The following is a 23139-nucleotide window of genomic DNA, read 5'->3' on the forward strand; positions in this document are numbered from 1 at the left end:
CAGCTTATCGGCGATGCGGATGCCACGGCTAGAGGCGGCGACCGACGTCGGTGCCCCGGCCTAGACTCATAAGGTCATGACCGAAGCTCCTCTCATCGTTCCCGCCGTTCCGGGCCAGCAGGGCCAGGACGACCTTCTCGCCGGCCTCAACCCCCAGCAGCTCGAGGCGGTCACGTATCGCGGCCCTGCACTGCTCATCGTCGCCGGTGCTGGCTCGGGCAAGACCAGCGTGCTCACACGCCGCATCGCCTCGCTGCTGCGAAGCAGGGAGGCGTGGCCGAGTCAGATCCTCGCGATCACCTTCACCAACAAGGCCGCGGGCGAGATGCGCGAGCGCGTCGTCGACCTCGTCGGCGATGCCGCGCGGGGAATGTGGATCTCGACGTTCCACTCCGCATGCGTGCGCATCCTGCGTCGCGAGGCCGACCAGTTCGGCTTCACCAAGTCGTTCACGATCTACGACTCCGGCGACTCGCGCGCGCTCATCAAACGACTGGTGAAGGAACACGAGGCCGACGCCTATGGTCTGACCCCGGCAGCGACGCAGTCGCGTATCTCGAAGCTCAAGAACGAGCTCGCCGACGCCGAGTCGTTCGCGCGACAGGCCAACATGTCCGATCCGGCGGAGCGCAAGTTCGTCGAGATCTTCGCCGACTACCAGCGGCAGCTGCGCAAGGCGAACGCGTTCGACTTCGACGACCTCATCGGCCAGACCGTGTTCCTGTTCCGGGCGTTTCCGAAGGTCGCCGACACCTACCGACGGCGTTTCCGGCACATCCTGGTCGACGAGTATCAGGACACCAACCACGCCCAGTATTCGCTCATCCATGAGCTGACTCGCCCCGTGTCGAGCGACGCACCGGATCCATATGCGGCGAACGGCATGATGATCTTCGAACCCGAAACGACTCCTGAACTCGAGGGAGCGTCGCTCACCGTGGTCGGCGACTCCGATCAGTCGATCTACGCCTTCCGCGGGGCCGACATCCGCAACATCAGCGAGTTCGAACGCGACTTCCCCGGAGCGCGCGTGGTGCTGCTCGAGCAGAACTACCGCTCGACGCAGAACATCCTCTCGGCCGCGAACGCCGTGATCGGCAACAACTTCGACCGCAAGGACAAGAAGCTCTGGAGCGACAGGGGAGCGGGCGACAAGATCGTCGGGTTCACCGGCTACTCGCAGCACGATGAGGCGCAATTCGTCGCCGATGAGGTCGAGGCCCTGCGCCGCACCGGCATGCCGTACTCGGAGATGGCGGTGTTCTACCGCACGAACTCGCAGTCGCGTGCGCTGGAGGAGATCTTCATCCGCTCGGCCGTGCCGTACAAGATCATGGGCGGCACGAAGTTCTACGAGCGTGCCGAGATCAAAGACGCCATGGCCTACCTCATCGCGGTGGCCAACCCCGCAGACGAGATGTCCGTGCGTCGCATCCTGAACAAGCCCCGCCGGGGCATCGGCGATGTCACCGAGACCGCGATCGCCCGCTTCGCCGAAGACCACGGCATCTCGTTCCGTGAGGCGTTGTCGGTTCCGGGTCAGCTCGGTGTTGGGCCGAAGATCCAGGCCGGAATCGGCCATCTGGATGCCGTGCTGAAAGAGGCGACGGAGATCCTGCTGCCGTCCTCGGGCGAAGTGCCGCCGTCGACCTCCGTCGCCGAAGGGCTCACCCTGCTGATCGCGAAGAGCGGCTACCTCGACGCCCTGCGCGCCAGCCGCGATCCTCAGGACGAAGCCCGCGTCGAGAACCTCGATGAGTTGGTCGCCGTCACCCGTGATTTCGCCCGCAACAACCCCGACGGCACGATCGTCGACTTCCTGACCGAGGTGGCGCTGGTCGCCGATGCCGACGATCTGGACGACGAGTCGGGCTCGGTGTCGATGATGACGATGCACACGGCCAAGGGACTGGAGTACGACGCGGTGTTCGTCACCGGCGTCGAGGAAGACCTCATACCGCACCGCATCTCGGCAGGGGAACCGGGCGGCCCGCAAGAGGAGCGCCGGCTGTTCTACGTCGGCATCACGCGTGCGCGCAAGCGTCTGCACCTTTCGCTCGCGATGACGCGCGCCCAGTTCGGCGAGGTGACGGTGGCGATGCCGAGCCGGTTCCTGCAGGAGATCCCGGGCGACCTGGTCGACTGGCGGCAGTCGCCCGGCGACGTGAACTCCCGCGGCGGCACGCAGTCGCGTGCGCTCAATGCGCGTCGCGGCGGCGGATCCGGCGGCTTCGGCTCGGGCGGCGACCGCTTCGGTGTGAAGCCCTTGGCACCCCGTGACGCGCTCAAGCCCCTGTCCACCTCGATGGACAAGTTCCCCAACAAGGTCACGGGCAAGGTGCGTGACAACGGTGACCTCGAACTCACCGCGGGGGACCGCATCCGTCACTCCGATTTCGGCGAGGGACGCGTGGATGCCGTCACAGGCGAAGGCGCGAAGCGCATCGCCCACGTGCGGTTCGAGACGGCCGGGCTGAAGAAGCTCCTCATCAAGATCGCTCCGATCGAGAAGCTGTAGTTCGGGTCGCCACAGCATCAACCGCTCGATGCCGTGGTGCCGTGCTCGTGCGCTCGCCGCGCCAGGTTAGGCTGACAAGCATGGCTCTGTTCTCCCGCCGCAAGAAGACCGACGACGCCGTCTCCGAGGCTCAGGCGATCACGGAGGAGGCGGGTGCCACGGCAGCCGAGGCCGGGGCTATTGACGCGGCAGCAGTCTCGCCCGTCGAGAGTGCCGCAGAGACACCCGCCGAGTCGGTGCCGCAGATCGGCATCTCGGTGCAGGCGTTCCGCGGTGTCGGCGCGGCCGCCGGCCCAGAGGTGAAGCTGCCCGATCCGGATGAGCCGAAACCGAGCAGTCCCGTCGCGGCTCCTCGGCCGACGGCGTCCGCTCCCACGGCACCCCAGAAACGCACGCTTCCTCTCGCGCCGGCACTGCCGCCGGAGCAGACCGAATCGGTTCCCGGCATGAAGGACAACGTGCTGCTGCGCACGGCACTCGCTGAGATCGAGGAAGGCGCAACCAACGAACAGTTGATCGGCGTACTGCGTCAGATGCTTCAGGGCCACCTCTTCCTGCGCGTGAACGGTGACGCCCGCGCACAGATCAGCGAGGGCAAGCCGCTGTCGGTCGCCGTCGTGCGTGACGGTGAGCGCGCGTTCATGCTCGCGTTCAGCTCGGCGATCGCAGTGCGCGATTCCGTTCAGCGTGAGACGGACCCGACCGCGACATCCGCAGTGGCGCAGCCGGTCACGGCCGTGTTGCAGCAGGTTGTGTCAGGCAAGTTCAGCGGACTCATCATCGACAACGCCTCTGGGGCGCACCGCGCGGTGTTCCCGATCGAGATCCTGACGAAGGCTCTCGAGCAGGCCGACCCGGATATGACGATCAAGTCACTGCTTGCGGCTCCACGCGAGCAGAACACGGCGCAGAAAGTCGGCGACGCCCTCGCCAAGACGAAGGTCTGGGTCGCGGTCAATGACGGCACCGGCGGCGGAAAGGTCGGGATCGCCGAGGCGCAGACCGCTGACGGTCGTCGCTTCCTGCAGGTGTTCTCGCATCCGCTGGAGGTCGTCGCGCTCGGACGTGGCGACAAGCCGCTGCCGTTCACGCCACAGCAGCTCGCCAAGGTGCTCACCAGCCACGCGACGATCGCCGGCGTGCTGGTCGACTCTGCCGGACCGTCGCTGATCGTCGAGCGCGACGCGCTGGCCGCGGTGAGCGTGCTCGCGGTCGATATCGGCGACTGACACTTTCGCGCCCGGATCGCCCGCCCTAGTCTCGGAGCATGGCTTCTGAGCGCAGGACGTTGACCGTCACCGATCCCGATGGGGAGAGGGAGATCGACCTATCGAGTCCGAACAAGGTGATCTGGCCGGAGCCCGGTGTCACCAAGGCTGAACTCGCCGAGTACTTCCAGGTCGTGTCGGAGCCGTTCCTCAACGCGAACGGTGACCGGCCGGTCTCACTGGAGCGCTTCCGTGCCGGTATCGGCGGCGAGAGCTTCTTCTCGAAGAACCCGCCCAAGGGCACCCCAGACTTCGTGGATGCCGTGATGGTGACGTACAACAGTGGGCGCCAGCATCCGCAGATCGTCCTCAACCGGCCCAGCGCGATCGTCTGGGCGGTGCAGATGAACACGATCGTCTTCCACCCGTGGGCGTCGCTCGCGTCGGAGACCGACAACCCCGTCGAACTGCGCATCGACCTCGATCCGCAACCCGGGACGGACTTCGCGGATGCTGTCACCGCCGCCCACGGTCTGCGTGAGGTGCTGCGCGAGGCAGAGCTGGAGCCCTTCATCAAGACCAGCGGCAATCGCGGCCTGCACGTGTTCTGCCCGATCGAGCCGACGCACGAGTTCCTCGAGGTGCGCCACGCCGTGATCGCCGCCGGGCGAGAGCTGGAGCGGAGGATGCCGGAGCAGGTCACCATGAACTGGTGGAAGGAAGAGCGCGGAGAGCGCATCTTCATCGACTTCAATCAGGCGAACCGCGACCGCACGATGGCGGGTGCTTACAGCCCCCGCGCGCTCCCGGCCGCGACGGTGTCGACGCCGGTGGAATGGGACGAGCTCGACGGCCTCGATCCCACAGCGTTCACGGTGCGCAGCATCCCGAAGCGACTCGCCGATGTCGGTGATCCGTGGGCCGACATGCAGAAGTCACCCGGACGGATCGACACGCTGCTCGGCTGGTGGGAACGCGATGTCGAGAACGGCCTCGGCGAGCTGTCGTTCCCTCCGGAGTTCCCGAAGATGCCGGGTGAGCCGCCGCGTGTGCAGCCCAGCAAGCGGGTTGCGGAGAACTGGGACGCAGAGGGCAATCGGGTGGAGGACTGACGTCGGCTGAACCGATCTCAGGTCGGGATCACACCAGGACGTGTGCGAGGTCGTAGCCGGCAACGGTGTCGAGCTGGTCGTAGGTGCACGAGTGGGCATCGCGATCCGGACGCCAGCGCTCGAACTGCACGGTGTGCCGGAATCGTGCACCCTCCAACTGGTCGTAGCGGACCTCCAACACGCGTTCAGGGCGGAGCCGGACGAACGAGACGTCTTTCGAACCGGAGAAGCGACTGCGCTCGCCCTCTCCCTTCACCGTTTCGCCTGCCTCGTCGCGCTGGACGAGGGGGGCCAGTTCTTGCACGAGCTCCTGGCGCATCTTGTCACTCCAGGCCGCGACTCCGCCGACCTGGCGGAGCACGCCGTCGTCGTCGTGGAGCCCGACGAGCAGAGATCCGACACCTGACCCGGACTTGTGGATGCGGTAGCCGAGCGCCACGACGTCCGCCGTACGGGCGTGCTTGATCTTGATGAGCGTGCGCTTGCCAGGTGCATACGGCTGGTCGAGGGGCTTCGCGACGACGCCGTCGAGGCCCGCACCCTCGAACTCGTCGAGCCATTTCCTTGCCGTCGCAGGATCCTCGGTCGTGCGGGTGAGGTGCAGTGGATGCTGCGTCTCGGCGAGCAGCTGTTCAAGTCGCGCACGGCGCTCGCGGAACGGCGTCTGCTGCAGGTCGTCCTCTCCTTCCGCGAGCAGGTCGAACGCGATGAACATCGCCGGGGTCTCTGCGGCGAGGCGTTCGACCCGGGAAGCGGCTGGGTGGATGCGCTGGCTGAGCGCCTCCCAGTCGAGCCGCTGGGCACCCGGCTCGCCCGTGGCGACAACGATCTCGCCGTCGAGCAGGCACGGACCGGGAAGGATCTTCGACAGCGCCTCGACGAGTTCGGGGAAGTAGCGCGTGAGCGGCTTCGCCCCACGGGAACCGATCTCGAACGTCTCGCCGTCCCAGGCGATCAGGCCGCGAAACCCATCCCACTTCGGCTCGAACAGCAGCCCTCCGGGAGCCTTCGCCGGGTCGGGAATCGACGCTGCGGCTTTTGCGAGCATCGGTGCGGGGATCTCGTAGCGCATGCGTCCATCTTGCTCGGTCACGACGAGGGTGAAAACCCCTGCATCGTCGCCGGGAACGCGCGACCGCACACGGGCACCGGCTCATTCGGTAACTTTCGCCCCGCCAGACGTGCGATCCTGAGATAACGATGAATGAAATTCAGGGGCCGACCCCCGCAGGCACCTCCCGTCCATACCGCAATCTCTCCGAGGCGCTGCGCGCGCACCGAATCGACACGCAGAATCACGAGTTCATCGTGTCGATCACGGATGCCGTCGGCATCTCCTCATTCATCGATCGCGGTCGATACATCGAGGCGATCCGCCTCAGCGGCGGCACACCGCTGCACATCGGCAAGACGTACACCAACGGATTCGCCGAGGACGAGCAGGTCGTCGTGGGTGCGACCGCGCTGCGGCTGCGGCCGAGCGAAGGCCGTGAGCCGTACTTCTACGTCACGCATCCGAGCGAGTTGCGTCCCGTCGCCGAGAAGACCGCTACGGCACGCGCCCCGCGCAAGGTCGCATCGTCCGTCAGCGCGGCTCGGCCCACCAAGACGAACGAGCGTGACTACGGCACATGCGACGTGTGCTTCATGGTGCGCACCGCGTCGGGTAAGTGCAGCTGCGACAGCTGAGCGGCCTGCGCGGGACGGATTGACTCAGGCGTCGATCCGCAGAGCGGTGCGTCTCAGCCGAGGTCGGACTGCAGGCGGCGGGTGACCTCGGCGATCGGCATGGCCCGGGGGAAGACCGCGACGACCATGTCGTCGTGGGCTTCATCTGCGGCATCCGGAAGCACACCGTATCTGCGCCGCACATCGTCCAGAGCGCTCTGCAGCACCGACGGAGCAACGCGCTTCGTGCCGCGGAGCAACTGGCGCAGCACGTGGTTGTGCACAGCAGTGACGAGGGCCGCGAAACCGACCGCATCCAGCGGGTCGATCCCCGGTAGGGCACCGCGGAGATACTCGTCGAAAAGCCGTTCGTAGCGGAACACTGTCACGATCTCGCGCTCGCGCAGCGCCGGAACCTGGCGCACGACCTGATAGCGCAGGCGCGCGATCTCGGGATCGTGAGCGAAGTGCGAGAAGACGTGCTGGGATGCTTGGCAGACGGCATCCCACGGATCGCGATGGCCCTCGGCGAGAAATGCTCTCACCTCTTCCAGCAGTACCTCGTGGTCGGTGAAGACGACATCCTCTTTACCGCCGAACTGGCGGAAGAAGGTGGATCGCGAAACGCCTGCCGCTTTCGCGATCTGCTCCACCGAGGTCTGGTCGAAACCCTGGAGGCGGAACAAGTCGAGCGCTGCGGCGACGACGCCGGTGCGCGGGTCTGCGGACTGATGCATAGCGAGAAGCCTAGACCGATCTGTGAATGACGCGTGCGCGTGTGACCCCGGGCAGGGGACGGTTCAGAACGGGGGTGCGGATGCCACGGTGCGTGGTGGGGGTTTGCTTTCGTGGCCGGTGGGTGTGATGACTTGGACCGAATTGTCCGGGCGGTTGCGGTAGATCGCGCGGGTGTGGTGTCGGTGCGTGTGGTCGCGGGGGCAGAGGGGTCTGAGTTCGTTGATGTCGGTGGTGCCGCCGTGGGCCCAGGGGGTGGTGTGGTCGATGTCGGCGTCTTGGGCGAGGCGGTTGCAGCCGTCTCTGGCGCAGGTGCCGTGTTGCAGGATGAGCCATTCGCGTTGTGCCGGGGTGGCGCGGCGGCTGCGGCGGTCCATGTCGATGACGATGCTGCGGATCGGGTCGATGATCACGCGGCGGAAGGCTGTCGTGTCGAGGAACAGTTGCTTCGCGGTGAGGGGGTCGATCGGACCATGCCCGACGAGCTCGGCCTCCTGGGCGGGCACGGTCTCCCCGTCCAAGAGTTGAACGGGGATGGTGACGAAGATCTTCGTCTTGACCGCGGTGTCCGTGCCGATACCGCGCAACCAGTCGGAGCACAGATCGGCGCGGATCTGGTCACGGCTGCGGCACTCGTTCGGGTTCTTCTGCAGATTCTTCGCCGCCGACGTCAACCGGCGCTTCGCCGCGATCGCCTCGATGGTCGGGATGTATGCCATGAACCAGCTCATGCCGTCTTCGTCCTCGTGAACCACCACGCGGCGGCCACGAACCTTGCGAGCATGCCGCTCCGTGGCCCCGACCGGATCGAGGCGATCAACCAGGGTACGCAACCGACGCAGGAACGCCGCCGGTGGACACGAGAACGCCCACTCCGACGTCGCGTCATCGATCAACCGCATCGCACGTCGCTCCAGATCACGCTCTTCATCCGACGCATCCACCGCAGCGCGCACTCTCGCCAGTTCACCGACGGTGCGACCGACCAGATACATCGATACGAAACCATCGCGGGCATGGCGCCACAGGTTGGGCAGGTGAGCCATCGCCTCCTCTGCGACGAACAGTGCACCTCGCACGTACTCTTCCGAACACCTCAGTCGCAGCGCGATGTCGAAGATCGCGGCACGCTCGGCCTGCGCCACAGCATCCTTATCTGTTGTGCGGTGGACGTAGACCTCGGGATTGCGGCGAGCCAGAGCGACAGCATCCGCAATCCGCGCCGAACGGCTCGCGGCGTAGCGATTCAGATCGATATCCGCACACTGCAGATCATCGATCGCTGACTCGACGATGGACGCGGCGTCAGATGGCCGGTCGTCTACATCGTCGAACCAGGGTTCCATGAACTCAGATTAGCGTAAAGTTTCGATGAAAACAACGGAGCAGTGCAGAAAACAAGTAGATATGTTCTATTGATCTCGAATCCGAGAGCGAGAATGACGGCAGCCAGGGCGCGCTCGCGTGACCCGGAGCGTTCAGTCGGAGGTAGTAGGCTTTAGGACTGGTCGATGTCTCGACATCGAGAGACTTTCCGGACCGAGACCCAGTGAAGGAAGCACAGTGGATCTGTACGAGTACCAGGCACGAGACGTTTTCGAGAAGTACGGAGTGCCGGTCCTCGCCGGCATCGTCGCGGACACCCCCGAGGAGGTGAAAGCGGCCGCAGAGAAGATCGGCGGTGTCGTCGTCGTCAAGGCGCAGGTCAAGACCGGCGGTCGAGGCAAGGCCGGTGGCGTCAAGGTCGCCAAGACCCCCGATGAGGCGTACGAGGCGGCCAAGGCGATCCTGGGTCTGGACATCAAAGGTCACATCGTCAAGCGCGTCATGGTCGCCCAGGGTGCGGCTATCGCCGAGGAGTTCTATTTCTCGGTGCTGCTCGACCGCGCCAACCGCTCCTACCTCTCGCTGTGCTCAGTCGAAGGCGGCATGGAGATCGAGATCCTCGCTGTTGAGAAGCCGGAGGCGCTCGCTCGCATCGAGGTCAACCCGCTGACCGGTATCGACAAGGACAAGGCCGTCGAGATCGCTCGTGCAGCGAAGTTCCCCGAAGACCTCGTCGAGAAGGTCTCCGACGTCTTCGTCAAGCTGTACGAGGTCTACAAGGGCGAGGATGCCACGCTCGTCGAGGTCAACCCGCTGGTGCTCACCGAAGCCGGCGACATCGTCGCCCTCGACGGCAAGGTCACGCTCGACGAGAACGCTTCAGAGATCCGCCACCCGGAGCACGAGGCGCTCGAGGACAAGGACGCCGCTGACCCGCTCGAGGCCAAGGCCAAGGAATCCGGCCTCAACTACGTCAAGCTCGACGGTCAGGTCGGCATCATCGGCAACGGTGCAGGACTCGTCATGTCGACGCTCGACGTCGTCGCCTACGCCGGTGAGAACCACAACGGCGTCAAGCCCGCGAACTTCCTCGACATCGGCGGCGGCGCCAATGCGCAGATCATGGCTGCCGGCCTCGACGTCATCCTCGGAGACGCGCAGGTCAAGAGCGTGTTCGTGAACGTGTTCGGCGGGATCACCTCGTGCGTCGCCGTCGCGGAGGGCATCGTGAAGGCGCTGGAGATCCTGGGCGACGCCGCCACCAAGCCTCTGGTCGTCCGCCTGGACGGCAACCAGGTCGAGGAGGGTCGCGCCATCCTCGCAGAGGCGAACCACCCGCTTGTCACCCTCGCCGCCACCATGGACGAGGGCGCCGACAAGGCCGCCGAGCTCGCCAACGCCTGACGCCAAAGAGACATAAGGACTGAAGAAATGTCGATTTACCTCAACAAGGACTCCAAGGTCATCGTCCAGGGCATCACCGGCGGCGAAGGCACCAAGCACACGGCTCTCATGCTGAAGGCCGGCACCCAGGTCGTCGGCGGCGTCAACGCCCGCAAGGCCGGCACGACAGTCGCGCACACCGACAAGGACGGCGCAGCCGTCGAGCTCCCCGTCTTCGGCTCGGTCGCCGAGGCGATCAAAGAGACCGGCGCTGACGTGTCGATCGCCTTCGTTCCCGGCGCCTTCACGAAGGACGCCATGATCGAGGCCATCGACGCCGAGATCCCGCTGCTCGTCGTCATCACCGAGGGCGTTCCCGTCGGCGACAGTGCTGAGGCGTGGGCCTACGCGCAGAGCAAGGGCAACAAGACCCGCATCATCGGCCCGAACTGCCCCGGCATCATCACGCCCGGCGAAGCGCTCGTCGGCATCACCCCGGCGAACATCACCGGCAAGGGCCCGATCGGCCTCGTCTCGAAGTCGGGAACCTTGACCTACCAGATGATGTTCGAGCTGCGCGACCTCGGCTTCTCGACCGCCATCGGCATCGGCGGCGACCCGGTCATCGGTACAACGCACATCGACGCGCTCGCCGCGTTCGAGGCAGACCCCGAGACCAAGGCCATCGTCATGATCGGCGAGATCGGTGGCGACGCGGAAGAGCGCGCTGCCGACTACATCAAGGCGAACGTCACGAAGCCGGTCGTCGGCTACGTTGCGGGCTTCACCGCTCCTGAGGGCAAGACCATGGGCCACGCCGGCGCCATCGTCTCCGGCTCTGCAGGCACCGCTCAGGCGAAGAAGGAGGCCCTCGAGGCCGCCGGCGTCAAGGTCGGCAAGACGCCGTCCGAGACCGCTGACCTGATGCGCGCGATCATCGAGGCGCTGTAACACCTCACCTGCGATGAAGGCCCCGGAGTCCGCTCCGGGGCCTTCACGCGTTTCTACGTTCGTCTGTGGCGCCGTCCGCACCCGTGGCTCAGTGCCCACGCCGATGGAAGAAGGCTTTCCGGGCTTCCAAGGCGGGAAAAGCCCGGAAACCGTCCTCCCGTGGGCGGCGAGTGAGGGTGGCCGACGTCAGATCCCGACGCCGAACAGCGCTTCGATCGGACCGCGAGCGAAGAACAGCACGAAACCGAAGGCGACGATCCACAGCAGCGGATGGATCGTCTTCGCCTTGCCGGAGAGAGCGTTGACGACGACCCAGCTGACGAAGCCTGCGCCGATGCCGTTGGCGATCGAGTAGGTCATGGGCATGACGGTCGCCGTGAGGAACACCGGCAGCAGCACACGGAAGTCGCCGAAGTCGATGTGCCGGATCTGAGACAGCATCATCGCGCCGACCAGCACCAGAGCGGCCGCAGCGACGGCGCCGGGCACGAGCGAAGTGAGCGGTGTGAAGAACATCGCGAGCAGGAACAGCACACCGGTGACGGATGTCGCAAGACCAGTACGTGCGCCCTCGCCGATGCCGGAGCCAGACTCGACGAACACCGTCGCGGACGACGATGAGGTGGCGCCGCCCACGATCGCGCCGACGCCCTCGACGACCAGCGCCGACTTGATGCGTGGGAAGTCGCCCTTCGCATCAGCGAGATCGGCTTCCTTGGCGAGACCGGTCATGGTGCCCATGGCGTCGAAGAAGTTCGAGAACACGAGAGTGAACACGAACATGACGAGTGCGACGAAACTGACCTTGGTGAAATCGAATCCGAAGTCGACGGCGCCGATCAGGCTGAGGTCGGGCAGGCTCATGATGCCGCCGGCGAAACCGAAGTCGAGACCGAACGGCCAGATCAGGTTGACGATCGCCGCGAGCACGGTTCCGCCGACGAGGGCGATGAGGATGGCGCCCTTGAGGCGCACGGCGATCAGCACGCCGCCGAGCAGAAGCGTGATCACGAAGAGCAGCGTCGGCAGGCTCGCCACAGACCCGCCGACACCCAGATCGACCGGAGGAGAGTCATTGCCCGTCGCGGTGACGAAGCCGGCATTCACGAAGCCGATGAAAGCGATGAACAGGCCGATGCCGACAGTGATGGCGAGCTTGAGCTGCACGGGCACGGCGTCGAAGATCATCTTGCGAAGGCCGGTGGCGGCCAGCAGCACGATCACGATGCCGTTGATCATGACGAGCGCCATGGCTTCGGGCCATGTCACCGATCCGACGACGGTGAATGCGAGGAACGCGTTGATCCCGAGCCCTGCCGCGAACGCGAACGGCAGACGGGTGATGATGCCGAAGAGCAGAGTCATGATGCCGGCGGTCAGCGCCGTGGCCGCTGCGACCGCGCTGCCGTCGAGGACTGTGCCGTCGACATCGGGCGTCGAGAGGATGATCGGATTGAGGATCACGATGTACGCCATCGTGACGAAAGTCACAACGCCGCCGCGCACCTCGGTGCCGATCGTGGAGCCGCGTCGGCTGACTTCGAAGAAGCGATCGAGCGCGTTCTTCGGTTCAGCGGTGTGCTGCGGGGTGGGCGAGGGGACAGTTGTCATCGGGGAACCTCCGTGGAGACGATATCGTGTCCGCGGTGCAGCGCGCGCCCCCGCGGGGCAGTCAGGTTCTCGTCGTAGTCTCGTTGAGTCATGCAACGCCTCCTCGTCGCGATCCTCGCCGCTGTCGATGCCGCCATCGCGGCCGCCGTCGGCCTCGTCGTGCTGCTCGCGCCGCTCACCCTGCTGTGGACGCTCGCCTTCGGAGCATCGGCCGATTGGGGTGCTCTCTGGCCCGCAGCGGGGACCCTCTGGCAGCTGGGCCACGGTGTGCCCCTGGAGATCGTCATCCCCGACGAGATCGTGATCGCCGTCGGCATCTCGCCGGCCGCAGCGCACTTCACCCTCTCGCTCACTCCGCTGGCGTTCCTGATCTTCACTCTGCTGTTCGCCGCACGATCCGGTACCAGAGCCGCCCGCTCCGGAGCCTGGCTGCTCGGTGCCTTCGCCGGGTCCGTGACCTTCGCGCTGATCGCCGTCGGCGTGGCGTACACCGCACGCACCGACGCTGCACGGGCTCCGTTCGCCCTCGCCATCCTGCTGCCGTCTGCCGTGTACCTCGTAGGCGCGCTCTGCGGTGCCGTCCGCTACGCCTGGCGCGAGGGTGACGGCGGCCTCATCGACCGACTGCACGATGTCGTGGACGGGTGGGGCGAGTGGGGAGTGCTCCCCGCAGAGATCGTGCGCGGCACTGCCGTGGTCATCGTCAGCCTCACCGGCATCGCCGGCGTCGCTGTAGCCGTCGCCGTGCTGCTGCGCGGGGGAGAGGTGGTGGCGCTCTTCGAATCGGCGCGCGTCGATGCGACGGGCGTCACGATCCTCACCCTCGGCCACCTCGCCTACCTGCCGACACTGCTGGTGTGGGCTGTGGCCTGGCTGGCAGGACCTGGGATATCGGTCGGCGTCGGCACCGCGGTCTCGCCCGCGGGCACGCAGCTCGGCGTCGTGCCCGGCATCCCCATGCTCGGCCTGCTGCCGGAGAACGGTTCGATCTGGATGCTCATCGTCGTGCTGCTGCCGATCGGCGCCGGCGCTTTCGCCGGCTGGGTCGTCCGCTCCCGGCTCGTCTGGGAGGACGTGGCCCGCCCGTTCGCCCCCCGCGTCGCCATCACCGCTGGCATCGCACTGTGCAGCGCCGGGATCACCGCGATCGCTGCGGTGCTCGCATCCGGGTCCATCGGGCCAGGGCGACTGGCAGAGACCGGCCCGCACGTCGGATGGCTGTCGCTCGCGATCGGGGCAGAGGTGCTGGTCGGTGCCGCCATCCTGCTGCTCGCCCCGCGGCACCGCGACGAACTCGCCGAAGAGCGCACCGATCGCTGGGTGGCGGAGATGGGCGCCTCGCCGACGGCGGATGCCGGTGCCGTCGTTGCGGGCTCGAGACCCGCAGTCGACTGGAACTCCGATGACCAGGATGCGAACGACACGGCGCCGCTGGACGACCACGGATTCTTCGGGGACAGCAGCACTCCTACGCACCGCTAGACTGGCCGGGTGCTCACGGTCGCCGTTCTCATCTCGGGCACCGGCTCGAATCTCCGCGCTCTTCTCGAAGCCGCACGCCACCCCGACTTCCCCGCGCGGATCGTCGTCGTCGGTGCCGATCGCGACGCCGAAGGCCTCGCTCACGCTGAGGAATTCGGCATCCCGAGTTTCACCGTCCCGTTCCGCGCATTCGCCGATCGCGAGTCATGGGGTGCGGAGCTCGGACATCGGCTCGACGCCTGGAGCCCCGACCTCATCGTGCTCAGCGGCCTCATGCGGCTGCTGCCGGCGTCGCTGGTCGCGCGCTACACGCCGCAGATCATCAACACGCATCCGGCGTACCTTCCGGAGTTCCCAGGTGCCCACGGCGTCCGAGACGCGCTCGCAGCCGGCGTCACGCAGACCGGAGCCAGCGTCATCGTCGTCGATGACGGCATCGACAGCGGACCGATCCTCGCTCAAGAACGCGTTCCGGTGCTGCCCGATGACACCGAGAACACCCTGCATGAGCGCATCAAGCCCGTCGAACGCCGTCTGCTCATCGACGTCGTTCGGCGCATCGCCACCGGCGACCTCGCACTGACCCATTGACCTGTTGACATCCTGATCCGCCCCGAACCTCGCACGAAGGAGCCCTCCATGGCCGGCCCGCGCCACGACTCGTCCCTGTACAGCGAACGCGACACCGTGCCGATCCGGCGCGCCCTCGTCTCGGTGAGCGACAAGACCGATCTCCTGGTGCTCGCAGCGGCGCTCGCCGAGGCCGGCATCGAGATCGTCTCGACCGGATCGACGGCCGCGACCATCCGCGAGGCAGGCCACGACGTGACCGATGTCGCCGCGGTCACCGGTGTCGACGAGATGCTCGACGGACGGGTCAAGACCCTGCATCCTCGGATCCACGGCGGTCTCCTGGCGGACCTGCGCCTCGAGGACCACGCCCGGCAGCTCGACGACCTCGACATCGACCCGTTCGAGCTCGTCGTCGTGAACCTGTACCCGTTCGTCGAGGCTGTCGCATCCGGTGCATCCGGTGACGACGCCGTCGAGCAGATCGACATCGGCGGCCCCGCCATGGTGCGCGCGGCGGCGAAGAACCACGCCAATGTCGCGGTCGTCGTATCGCCGGAGTCGTACCCTGCGATCATCGAGGCGATAGAGGCCGGCGGCACCACGCTGTCGCAGCGTCGTGAACTCGCGGCGCGCGCGTTCGCGCACACATCCACTTACGACACTGCAGTCGCTGCCTGGTTCGCCGAGGGCACGCTCAACAACGGCGGCGAGCTGCCGGAGCACCTCACGATCAAGGCCGAGCGCCTGTCCACGCTGCGTTATGGCGAGAACGCGCACCAGCGCGGCGCCATCTACACCAGAGTCGGCGGTCACGGCATCGCACAGGCAGTGCAGTTGCAGGGCAAGGAGATGTCGTACAACAACTACGTCGACGCGGATGCCGCGCTGCGCGCCGCCTTCGACATGGTGCTGCCCGCGGTCGCCATCGTGAAGCACGCGAACCCGTGCGGCATCGCGACGACCGCGCCGAACGCCCTCGACCCGATCGCCAGTGCGCACCTGCGCGCTCATGAGTGCGACCCTGTTTCGGCATACGGCGGCGTCATCGCCACGAACGGAACCGTCACGCTGAAGATGGCGGAGAATCTCAAGGACATCTTCACCGAGGTCATCGTGGCACCGTCGTTCGAGCCGGAGGCACTGGCGGTGTTCAAGGCGAAGAAGAACCTGCGCGTGCTCCAGTTGCCCGACGACTGGCAGCAGGAGCAGATGGACGTGCGTCTGGTCTCCGGCGGCCTGCTGCTGCAGGACGCCGACCGCTTCCCCGACGAGATCGGCGCAGTGGCGCAGAACTGGCAGCTCATCACCGGTGAGCGCCCGGCCGACGAGGAGATGTCGGACCTCATCTTCGCGTGGAAGGCGTGCCGCGCCGTGAAGTCGAATGCGATCGTGCTGGCGCAGGGCAAGGCCACGGTCGGCATCGGCATGGGCCAGGTCAACCGCGTCGACTCGTGCCGGCTCGCGGTGGAGCGCGCCGGCGATCGCGTCAAGGGTTCGGTCGCAGCATCCGACGCCTTCTTCCCGTTCGCCGACGGACCTCAGATCCTCATCGACGCGGGCGTGAAGACGATCATCCAGCCGGGCGGGTCCGTGCGCGACGACGAGGTCATCGCAGCGGCCGAAGCCGCGGGCGTGACGATGTTCTTCACGGGCGAGCGCCACTTCTTCCACTGAGTCCGGAACTCAGGGAAGCTCGTCGAGACCGCGCTCACGACAGGATCACGGCGCTCATCGCGACGGTGGAAGTCGCCATAGCGACGTGATGCAGACGATGACGCCACGACCGATGAGAGTGGAAGGCGGTCGCGGCGAAGGCCACTGACCCCAGTCCTACAGCGACGCATACGAAGACGGACATCGAGCCTGCGCTGCCGTGCGAGTGCGTTGCCGCGACGAGCAGTTCGGCGGAAGTCGTCGTCGGCATCAGCAGGATCAGGGTCGCGGTGACGACCAGCCCGAGCGCGAGGTGCGCAGAGAGGGGCACCGGTCCTGACGTTGCCTGTGCAGCGGCGGTGAGTGGCATGCGGCGACGTGCGACGGCAAGCGCGATCCCGGCTGTGACCATCAGCGCGAACCAGGCCACTGGAGCAAGAAGCGACACCGTCATCGCGTCTGCCATCCCGACCAGCATCAGCAGCGCGGCGGCCTTCTCAAGCCTGCCTGTCGCACGACGTGTGGTGCACAGCGCGCCCGCACCGACCGCGGCTGCTCCGAGCGCGCCGATGTGCAGGAGTTCGTTCACACCGCGGCCGAGTCGACACTGATCCGACGCCATTCCACAGATCCCACATCGGCAGGAGCAGCGGAGGCGAAGGCCAGCGCAGCGCCGACCACGTCCAATGCGACTGTGAGTTTGGTCTCCCAGCGCAGATGCTCGGGCTGCTCCGGCCGTGCTCGAACCGAGATGGGTGCGTCGGGGATCGCCCCGAATGCCAGCGCCCGCTCGCGGTCGTCGATGATCCGTGCCTGGTCCACGGCGTCGACCAGGCACTGATAGCGCGGCACGCTGGTCGTCTCGTAGGGCGAGTACTCGCGAGCGGCCAGCGCTTCATCGAGGAAGTGATTGGTGTGCGCCAGCGTGTGACCAGGGGACGTCTCGATCACCGCGACGCCCGCAGGTGCGACCTCGATTGCGGCGGCCGCCGGCGTGCGACCGTCGAATGTCGCGACGGTCAGCACGCTGGATGCTCCAAGGGGCGTGCTCCTGGCGATGTCGGCGGCGTCCTCGATGCTCCGAGCCCGGTCGAGGATCATCCGAGCGAGCACATGCACGGGAACGCCGGCCCGCGAGCCGTCCGAACGGTGGTGCAGGATGTTGAAGTGCAGGCCGAGGCCCCGGTCGTTGACGCCGATCTTGGCCGGCTGTCCGAATTCGCTGAAGGTGACGATTCCGGTTCCCCTTCGCGAGCGGAACCGGCGCACCACGGTTTCGTTCGAGAGCGTCTCGTGCCAGTCCCAGGTCTGCAGCGTGCGCGGCGCGGTGCCGTCCGAGGGCACGTGCACGACAGTCGAGCATTCCATCGACGGTGTCATCCGGGCGAGGATCTCGGTCCGTGCAGTGAGGAGATAGACGTCCGAAAGCGAGAGCCCACTTCCCTCTGCCATGCCCTGGAACTCCGCCGCGACCTCGGGCGCATGCACCTCGGTCTGAGTGCGACAGGCATCCGCGACATCGCGGGCCATGCTGTCCGGCACACCCGACTGTGCGAACAAGCGCAGGTAGGAATCTCGCGCCGCTGCGAGCTGCGGCGCCCAATGCCGGCCGAATCGCCTTCCCTCCTCGTGCTCGTCGTCGGTCAGAGCTGTCCACTCGTGGACGATCATTCATCTCCTCCGATGCGCTCGACGAGGGAAGCGACATCGCCGTACGGGCATCCGCGCGCGCGGGAGGCTTCCGCAACCCTCTGGCGCACGTCGCGGGGCTTGTCCTGGCTGACCTTGAACACCGCTCGCTGTTCTATGACGTCGAACCTGAAGGCCACGATTCCACCGACGATCCGCTCGAACGTCGGCAGCGAACTCGTCATGTCCCACGCCGTCGGTTCCAGACTCTCGAGCTCATGTACGGTGCGGGCGACCACGTGCAATCCGTCCTCCGCGCTCTTGAGCACGGTGACCCGAGCTGTGAGGTGCACAGCCGCGTAGTCCCAAGTCGGGACGTTCGGATCATCCGCGTAGGTGGTCGGCGAGACGTAGCCGTGCGGTCCCGAGAAGACGATCAGCACCGACTCCCCATCGACGAGCTGCTGCCATTGCGGATTCTTGCGGGCGACGTGCCCGAGCATCTCGCCACCGACGAATCCGCCGTCGTCCGCCAGCCGCTCGATGATCACGGGAGTGTGAGTGACGGTCGGGGCACCCTGGGCGCCTCCGCCGTTGGAGACGATGAGTGCGAAAGGATGCCGACGCACCAATTCGTTCACCTCCTCCTGCGAAGGAGCGAGATATTTCTCGAACTCGTACACGATCAGCCGGCCGCGCAGAGGATGGCATCCCAGGCGGTCTCGCCGGCGAGGGTGGCCACTGCGGTGGAGTTCAACGACAGCCGACCCCGTGAGGTGCCGGGGTCGATCGGGAGGGCGATCTCGTCGGTCGTGAGCGCGAAGAGGGTGTCTCCGTCGAGCGATGTGTGGAACGGCTGGATGCCGCGGTGCATCGAACTGTGCACCTGCAATCCGAACTGCTTCAGCTCGACGTCGCTCAGCTGGACGTTCGTCACGACGGCCGTGATGGTCGTGTTGCCCGCCATCGACTCGACGAGGCGCGACTCCGCGATCGCTTCCTCATAGTCGAGGGCGGGATGCCGGCGCGCTCCGGTGGTCTCGTCGAAGTTGCCGCGCACGATCCGTCCCTCACGGTCGATGATGACGCCATAAGGGTTGAGGACCGTCACGACGAGCACTTTCACATCGCCCACCTGGCGGAAGGCGACGCCCTGACCGGTGAACTCGATCCGGGCGGGGTCGACCTTTCCCGATGACGCGGCGGCGCCGCCGCCGACACGCCCCACTTCGACGACGCCGTCTCTCGCCGCGTTCAGGGCCGCCTTTCCGAGTGCGGTGTCGGGGAACACCGAGTTGTCGCGCACGGAGTAGTCGTAGATGATCGCGCCGGACACCAGTTGCAACTGATCGAAGCCCGACCGATATTCACCCCGCTCGAAGAGGGCTTCCGAGACTCCGGCGACGGCCGAGAGCCCGTACACGGATCCGCCGGCGAGGCAGATCGCGTGGTTGTAGCCGTAGAGGCCGCTGGCGCCGACAGCACCGCCTCGCCGATCGGTGAACGTCCTGGCACCGCCAGGGATCGACAGCACAGTCGCTCCGGTGGGCCCTTCGGCGTACTCGGCGGTTCCGAGCAGCACTCCGGGGAAGTCGTACGAGACCTGGCCGCGGTCAGTGCCGTGCACAGGAGTGAGAGCGAAGTCGCCGTTGGAGCGCCGCGGACCGGCAGGCAGGACGGGGGCGAGGCGGTGGGGGTCGGTCACGATGAGAGCTCCTGGAAGAGTTGGCGGGAATACGGATGCTGGGGAAGGTCGTAGAAGACCTCGGTCGGGGCATGCTCGACGATCTCACCGGCGCGCATGACAGCCACCTGATGGGAGATGTAGCGGACCGCGGCGAGGTCGTGCGAGATGAAGAGAGCGGCGAAGCGGTGCTCGGCCTGCAGGTCCTGGATGAGATTCAGGATCTGCGCCTGAACGGAGACATCGAGCGCGCTGACCGCTTCGTCGAAGACGATGAACGCCGGGTGCGTGACGAGGGCGCGGGCGATGCTGACGCGCTGCAGCTGGCCACCGGAGAGCTGGTGGGGTCTTCGTGCGGCGAAGGAAGCGGGGAGTCCGACCTGATCGAGCATCGAGAGCGCGCGGGCTTCGGTGTCGGGCGTTCGGCGTTCATGCACGAGGAGCGGCTCGAGCACTGAGGAGAGGATGGTCGAGCGCGGATCCAGCGCCCAGCGCGGGTGCTGCAGCACCGCCTGCATCCGGCCGGCGCGAGAACGCAGGCTCCGCGACAACGGAGCATCCTGGAATCTCACTGTGCCGGTGTCCGGTCTCTGAAGGCCCAGCACGACGGAGCCTGTCGTCGTCTTCCCCGATCCGGATTCGCCGACCAGTCCGAGCGTCTCGCCCGCTGTGACGGAGAGGGAGACGTGTGACATCGCCGTGACCTCTCTTCTGCTCGCGCCGAGGCCGGAGGTGAACGTGACGCTGACATCATCGAGATCGAGGACGGGCGAGGTCGACTCGGTCATGCGGACACCTCTTTCGCACTGGTCGGCGCAGCGAGTTCTTCAGCGCGCAGACACAGGCTGTGCCGTGCTGTCATCGGCTGTGGACGGGTGCTTTCGCAGGCGTCGATCCGGAACGCGCAGCGTGCGGCGAAGGCGCACCCCTCGGATTCGCCGTACAGCACCGGGGGAGAGCCTGGAATGCTGCTCAAGCGCTCACCACGTTTCGCCCTGGACGGATCGGTTGCCGCGAGCGCGCGAGCATAGGGATGGACGGGGCTGCCGAGCACCGCTCCCGCGGGTCCGCGTTCCACGACCCGCCCGGCGTACATCACTGCGACTTCGTCGCACCAGCGGGCGACAGCCGGCAGGTCATGGCTGAGCCACAGGATCGTGGTGCCCGCGGAGCGCGCCTGCTCGAACATGAGCCGGATGACCTCTTCGCGCACCTGACTGTCCAGTGCGGCTGTCGGCTCGTCCGCGATCAGCACCTTGGGACGTCGGCACATGGCCAGAGCCACGGCGACGCGCTGCGCCATTCCTCCGGAGATCTGATGCGGGAAGAGGCGTGCGACACGCTCGGGGTTCGCGATGAGCATCGCATCGAGCATCTCGAGCTGTCTGGCTTGTGTGCTGTCGTCACCGACGGAACGCAGCACGAGCTGAAGTTGCCTGCCGATGCGCATCGTCGGATCGAGCGAGCCGATCGGATCCTGGGCGATGTAAGCCAGGGCGTCCCTCCGGTAGTGCCGGAGGGCGGTGTCGTCCAGGCTCAGGACGTCGGTGCCGTCGACCTCCAGCTCGCCGCGCACGATCCGTGCAGAACGAGGGTGGAGCCGACCGATGACCGACGCGAGCGTCGATTTGCCCGATCCTGATTCGCCGACGACAGCCACTGAACTGCCGGCGGCGACCTCCAGGTCCACTCCATCGAGTGCGCGCACCGTCGTCGCACCGGTGAACTCCAGTGCGAGGTCTCTGATTCGGATGGCGGTCATTTCAGAGACCTCGTCTCTCGCGGTTCGAAGCGGTCGCGCAATCCGTCGCCGATGATGTTGATGCACAGGATCGAGACCACCAGGACGGCACCGGGAACGATGAGCAGCTGCGGCGCCTGGGTCATGTACAGCATCCCCTGCTGGATGAGCAGTCCGAGCGAGGCCTCCGGGACCTGTACGCCGAATCCGAGGAAGCTCAGACCGCCCTCGACGAGGATGGCGACAGAGAGCGCATAACTCGCCTGAACGGCGATCGTGCCGGCGATGTTGGGCAGCAGTCGCCGCACGAAGATCACGGGGGTGCGCACGCCGCTGATCCGTGCCGACACGATGAAGTCGCGCTCGGCGACGGAGCGGGTGGCGAGTCTCACCACGCGCGTCATGAGAGGGATGGTGATGACGACGATGCTGATGATCGCTGCTGGGCGTCCTGGGCCGAGCGGGGCGGAGACGAGGATCGCGAGGACGAGAGCAGGAAAGGCGTACAGCACATCCGCCACCCGCATGACCACCTCGTTCACGCCGCCGCCGTAGTAGCCGGACAGCATGCCCAGCAGGGTGCTGACCGCAGCGGAGCAGACGACTGCCACGATCGAGACGACCAATGTCGTCGCGATGCCCTCGAAGAGGCGGGGCAGGAGAGAGCGGCCGAGGTTGTCCGTGCCCAGCGGCGCGAGCGCTGAGGCGCCCTCCAACCGACCGCCGATCGTCGCGCTCGTGGACCCGGTCACTCCGGTGAGCACCGCGATGACGGTCAGGACGACGATCGCGCCGAGCACGATGATCGCTGTGCGCAGCAGAGCGTCACTGTGTCGCCAGGCGCTCGTCGCCGTCTGGCCGGCAGCGCGGACACCATGGACGGCAGTGGGTGCGACGGTCATCGGCTGCTCCCTCCGGTCAGGCGCAAGCGCGGATCCAGCGCGTTGGCGACGAGATCGACGATGAGGCTGGCGACGATGAAGACCATCGCGGCCAGCAGTACGGCGCTCTGAACGATCGAATAGTCCCGGCGGCCGAGCGCCGTCTGAAGGTACGACCCCATCCCGGGGATGTTGAACACGAACTCGACGATCACCGTTCCTCCGAGCAGCACCGCGACGAGCGCACCGACGATCGTGAGGATCGGCGCTGCGGCGTTGCGCAGAACATGATGTCGCACGATGAATCCCGGCGTCTCGCCGCGGGCGACGGCCGCCTGCACGTGAGGTTCTACGAGCACGTTCATCACCGCATCCCTGGTATTGCGGGCGACTACGGCGACGCAGCCGATCGACAAGACGACGACGGGGAGGACGAGCGACCCGAAGAATCGTCCTGGATCGGTGGAGAACGCAGCGAACTGCCCTACTGAGAGGCCGAGTCCCAGAGTGGAGACCACGAACACCACAAGTCCGGCGAGCAGGAACTCCGGCAGGCTGATGCCCAGGGCGCTGACCAGTCGTCCGGCGGCCCCCGCGGAGCCTTCGCTGCGCAGCGCCGCGAGGAAGCCGAGTGGAATGCCGATCAGCAACGTGACGATGATCGTCAACAGGGCGATGGTCGCTGTGACCGGCAGACGTGCGGCGAACTCCTCCGAGACGGAGACGTTCGAGACGAACGAGTAGCCCAGATCGCCGGTGACCACGCCGAAGACCCAGCGGAAGTACTGCTCCATCACCGGCGCATCCAGACCCGAATCGGCCACGGCCTGGGCCCGCTGCGCCTCGGTGGCGAGCGGACCCAGGACGAGGTCGATGTAGTCACCCGGCATGAGCCGCACTGATGCGAAGATCAGCACGGAGACCGCGATGAGCGTCACCAGTGCGGCGGCGATGCGCCGGATCGACCACAGAACCACGGACATG

The 23139-nt window shown here is 66.5% G+C and carries 21 protein-coding genes; 9 read left to right on the forward strand and 12 right to left on the reverse strand.

Features of this window, described 5'->3' with window-relative positions; translation table 11 throughout:
• The first annotated feature begins 76 nt into the window (after window positions 1–76).
• The 3 genes from QFZ46_RS14295 (at window position 77) to ligD (ending at window position 4838) form a co-directional block, all read left to right on the forward strand.
• A complete protein-coding gene (locus QFZ46_RS14295; RefSeq protein WP_307362669.1) occupies window positions 77–2518 on the forward strand; it encodes an ATP-dependent helicase in 2442 nt (813 codons plus the stop codon).
• Between the two features lie 80 nt (window positions 2519–2598).
• Window positions 2599–3747, forward strand: a complete 1149-nt coding sequence (locus QFZ46_RS14300; RefSeq protein WP_307362671.1) for an SseB family protein — start codon at window positions 2599–2601, stop codon at window positions 3745–3747.
• A 38-nt stretch (window positions 3748–3785) separates the two neighbouring features.
• Complete coding sequence (gene ligD / locus QFZ46_RS14305) at window positions 3786–4838, forward strand: non-homologous end-joining DNA ligase (RefSeq protein ID WP_307362674.1); 1053 nt, start codon at window positions 3786–3788, stop codon at window positions 4836–4838.
• Window positions 4839–4866: 28 nt separating this feature from the next.
• Here the strand turns inward: ligD and QFZ46_RS14310 are convergent, their stop codons facing one another.
• A complete protein-coding gene (locus QFZ46_RS14310; RefSeq protein ID WP_307362676.1) occupies window positions 4867–5910 on the reverse strand; it encodes an ATP-dependent DNA ligase in 1044 nt (347 codons plus the stop codon).
• Between the two features lie 128 nt (window positions 5911–6038).
• Here QFZ46_RS14310 and QFZ46_RS14315 point away from each other — a divergent pair, with 128 nt between their 5' ends.
• Window positions 6039–6527, forward strand: coding sequence for a hypothetical protein (locus QFZ46_RS14315; RefSeq protein WP_307362678.1), 489 nt, complete (start codon window positions 6039–6041; stop codon window positions 6525–6527).
• A 53-nt stretch (window positions 6528–6580) separates the two neighbouring features.
• On the opposite strand, the gene QFZ46_RS14320 is transcribed toward QFZ46_RS14315, so the two are convergent.
• Together QFZ46_RS14320 and QFZ46_RS14325 are read right to left on the reverse strand one after the other, a co-directional pair.
• The gene (locus tag QFZ46_RS14320) at window positions 6581–7243 is read right to left on the reverse strand and encodes a TetR/AcrR family transcriptional regulator (RefSeq protein WP_307362681.1); all 663 of its coding nucleotides are present in this window, start codon (window positions 7241–7243) and stop codon (window positions 6581–6583) included.
• 63 nt (window positions 7244–7306) lie between these two features.
• Window positions 7307–8587 carry an HNH endonuclease signature motif containing protein gene (locus QFZ46_RS14325; protein ID WP_307362683.1) on the reverse strand — a complete coding sequence of 427 codons (1281 nt, stop codon included), beginning with the start codon at window positions 8585–8587 and terminating at the stop codon, window positions 7307–7309.
• Window positions 8588–8804: 217 nt separating this feature from the next.
• Between QFZ46_RS14325 and sucC the strand changes: the two genes are divergently transcribed.
• A complete protein-coding gene (gene sucC / locus QFZ46_RS14330) occupies window positions 8805–9971 on the forward strand; it encodes an ADP-forming succinate--CoA ligase subunit beta (protein ID WP_307362684.1) in 1167 nt (388 codons plus the stop codon).
• 27 nt (window positions 9972–9998) lie between these two features.
• Window positions 9999–10901, forward strand: coding sequence for a succinate--CoA ligase subunit alpha (gene sucD / locus QFZ46_RS14335; protein ID WP_307362686.1), 903 nt, complete (start codon window positions 9999–10001; stop codon window positions 10899–10901).
• A gap of 186 nt (window positions 10902–11087) precedes the next feature.
• Here sucD and QFZ46_RS14340 read toward each other — a convergent pair whose 3' ends face one another.
• Window positions 11088–12512, reverse strand: coding sequence for an NCS2 family permease (locus tag QFZ46_RS14340; protein WP_307362688.1), 1425 nt, complete (start codon window positions 12510–12512; stop codon window positions 11088–11090).
• Window positions 12513–12602: 90 nt separating this feature from the next.
• Here QFZ46_RS14340 and QFZ46_RS14345 point away from each other — a divergent pair, with 90 nt between their 5' ends.
• The 3 genes from QFZ46_RS14345 to purH are packed head-to-tail and all read left to right on the forward strand — an operon-like array spanning window position 12603 to window position 16241.
• Window positions 12603–13994: a cell division protein PerM gene (locus QFZ46_RS14345; protein ID WP_307362690.1), complete on the forward strand. Its 1392-nt coding sequence runs from the start codon at window positions 12603–12605 to the stop codon at window positions 13992–13994.
• A 9-nt stretch (window positions 13995–14003) separates the two neighbouring features.
• Complete coding sequence (purN, locus tag QFZ46_RS14350; RefSeq protein WP_307362693.1) at window positions 14004–14585, forward strand: phosphoribosylglycinamide formyltransferase; 582 nt, start codon at window positions 14004–14006, stop codon at window positions 14583–14585.
• A gap of 48 nt (window positions 14586–14633) precedes the next feature.
• Entirely contained in the window at window positions 14634–16241 is a 1608-nt protein-coding gene (gene purH, locus QFZ46_RS14355) for a bifunctional phosphoribosylaminoimidazolecarboxamide formyltransferase/IMP cyclohydrolase (RefSeq protein WP_307362695.1), read from the forward strand.
• 34 nt (window positions 16242–16275) lie between these two features.
• Here the strand turns inward: purH and QFZ46_RS14360 are convergent, their stop codons facing one another.
• From QFZ46_RS14360 to QFZ46_RS14395, 8 genes are read right to left on the reverse strand one after another with little or no spacing between them, the layout of a single operon-like run.
• Window positions 16276–16809: a hypothetical protein gene (locus QFZ46_RS14360; RefSeq protein WP_307362697.1), complete on the reverse strand. Its 534-nt coding sequence runs from the start codon at window positions 16807–16809 to the stop codon at window positions 16276–16278.
• Window positions 16806–17891: a C45 family autoproteolytic acyltransferase/hydolase gene (locus tag QFZ46_RS14365; protein WP_307362699.1), complete on the reverse strand. Its 1086-nt coding sequence runs from the start codon at window positions 17889–17891 to the stop codon at window positions 16806–16808. Before QFZ46_RS14365 ends, QFZ46_RS14360 begins: the two co-directional genes overlap by 4 nt.
• Entirely contained in the window at window positions 17888–18532 is a 645-nt protein-coding gene (locus QFZ46_RS14370) for an FMN-binding negative transcriptional regulator (protein WP_307362702.1), read from the reverse strand. Before QFZ46_RS14370 ends, QFZ46_RS14365 begins: the two co-directional genes overlap by 4 nt.
• A gap of 2 nt (window positions 18533–18534) precedes the next feature.
• Complete coding sequence (locus QFZ46_RS14375) at window positions 18535–19554, reverse strand: P1 family peptidase (protein ID WP_307362704.1); 1020 nt, start codon at window positions 19552–19554, stop codon at window positions 18535–18537.
• On the reverse strand, window positions 19551–20321 hold the full coding sequence (locus QFZ46_RS14380) for an ABC transporter ATP-binding protein (protein WP_307362706.1): 771 nt from the start codon (window positions 20319–20321) through the stop codon (window positions 19551–19553). Before QFZ46_RS14380 ends, QFZ46_RS14375 begins: the two co-directional genes overlap by 4 nt.
• Window positions 20318–21295, reverse strand: coding sequence for an ABC transporter ATP-binding protein (locus QFZ46_RS14385; RefSeq protein ID WP_307362708.1), 978 nt, complete (start codon window positions 21293–21295; stop codon window positions 20318–20320). Before QFZ46_RS14385 ends, QFZ46_RS14380 begins: the two co-directional genes overlap by 4 nt.
• Entirely contained in the window at window positions 21292–22176 is an 885-nt protein-coding gene (locus QFZ46_RS14390; protein ID WP_307362710.1) for an ABC transporter permease, read from the reverse strand. Before QFZ46_RS14390 ends, QFZ46_RS14385 begins: the two co-directional genes overlap by 4 nt.
• Window positions 22173–23138 (reverse strand): ABC transporter permease, encoded by a 966-nt coding sequence (locus QFZ46_RS14395; protein ID WP_307362712.1) that lies wholly within the window; start codon window positions 23136–23138, stop codon window positions 22173–22175. Before QFZ46_RS14395 ends, QFZ46_RS14390 begins: the two co-directional genes overlap by 4 nt.
• Window position 23139 lies beyond the last annotated feature (1 nt).

This window comes from Microbacterium murale (assembly GCF_030815955.1).
In the GTDB taxonomy this organism is placed as follows: domain Bacteria; phylum Actinomycetota; class Actinomycetes; order Actinomycetales; family Microbacteriaceae; genus Microbacterium; species Microbacterium murale_A.

What these genes read in the sequence shown, in the direction of transcription:
- QFZ46_RS14295 (WP_307362669.1), top strand. Translation starts at nt 77, where the DNA reads ATGACCGAAGCTCCTCTCATCGTTCCCGCCGTTCCGGGCCAGCAGGGC.
- QFZ46_RS14300 (WP_307362671.1), top strand. Translation starts at nt 2,599, where the DNA reads ATGGCTCTGTTCTCCCGCCGCAAGAAGACCGACGACGCCGTCTCCGAG.
- ligD (WP_307362674.1), top strand. Translation starts at nt 3,786, where the DNA reads ATGGCTTCTGAGCGCAGGACGTTGACCGTCACCGATCCCGATGGGGAG.
- QFZ46_RS14310 (WP_307362676.1), bottom strand. Translation starts at nt 5,910, where the DNA reads ATGCGCTACGAGATCCCCGCACCGATGCTCGCAAAAGCCGCAGCGTCG.
- QFZ46_RS14315 (WP_307362678.1), top strand. Translation starts at nt 6,039, where the DNA reads ATGAATGAAATTCAGGGGCCGACCCCCGCAGGCACCTCCCGTCCATAC.
- QFZ46_RS14320 (WP_307362681.1), bottom strand. Translation starts at nt 7,243, where the DNA reads ATGCATCAGTCCGCAGACCCGCGCACCGGCGTCGTCGCCGCAGCGCTC.
- QFZ46_RS14325 (WP_307362683.1), bottom strand. Translation starts at nt 8,587, where the DNA reads ATGGAACCCTGGTTCGACGATGTAGACGACCGGCCATCTGACGCCGCG.
- sucD (WP_307362686.1), top strand. Translation starts at nt 9,999, where the DNA reads ATGTCGATTTACCTCAACAAGGACTCCAAGGTCATCGTCCAGGGCATC.
- QFZ46_RS14340 (WP_307362688.1), bottom strand. Translation starts at nt 12,512, where the DNA reads ATGACAACTGTCCCCTCGCCCACCCCGCAGCACACCGCTGAACCGAAG.
- QFZ46_RS14345 (WP_307362690.1), top strand. Translation starts at nt 12,603, where the DNA reads ATGCAACGCCTCCTCGTCGCGATCCTCGCCGCTGTCGATGCCGCCATC.
- purH (WP_307362695.1), top strand. Translation starts at nt 14,634, where the DNA reads ATGGCCGGCCCGCGCCACGACTCGTCCCTGTACAGCGAACGCGACACC.
- QFZ46_RS14365 (WP_307362699.1), bottom strand. Translation starts at nt 17,891, where the DNA reads ATGATCGTCCACGAGTGGACAGCTCTGACCGACGACGAGCACGAGGAG.
- QFZ46_RS14380 (WP_307362706.1), bottom strand. Translation starts at nt 20,321, where the DNA reads ATGACCGAGTCGACCTCGCCCGTCCTCGATCTCGATGATGTCAGCGTC.
- QFZ46_RS14385 (WP_307362708.1), bottom strand. Translation starts at nt 21,295, where the DNA reads ATGACCGCCATCCGAATCAGAGACCTCGCACTGGAGTTCACCGGTGCG.
- QFZ46_RS14390 (WP_307362710.1), bottom strand. Translation starts at nt 22,176, where the DNA reads ATGACCGTCGCACCCACTGCCGTCCATGGTGTCCGCGCTGCCGGCCAG.
- QFZ46_RS14395 (WP_307362712.1), bottom strand. Translation starts at nt 23,138, where the DNA reads ATGTCCGTGGTTCTGTGGTCGATCCGGCGCATCGCCGCCGCACTGGTG.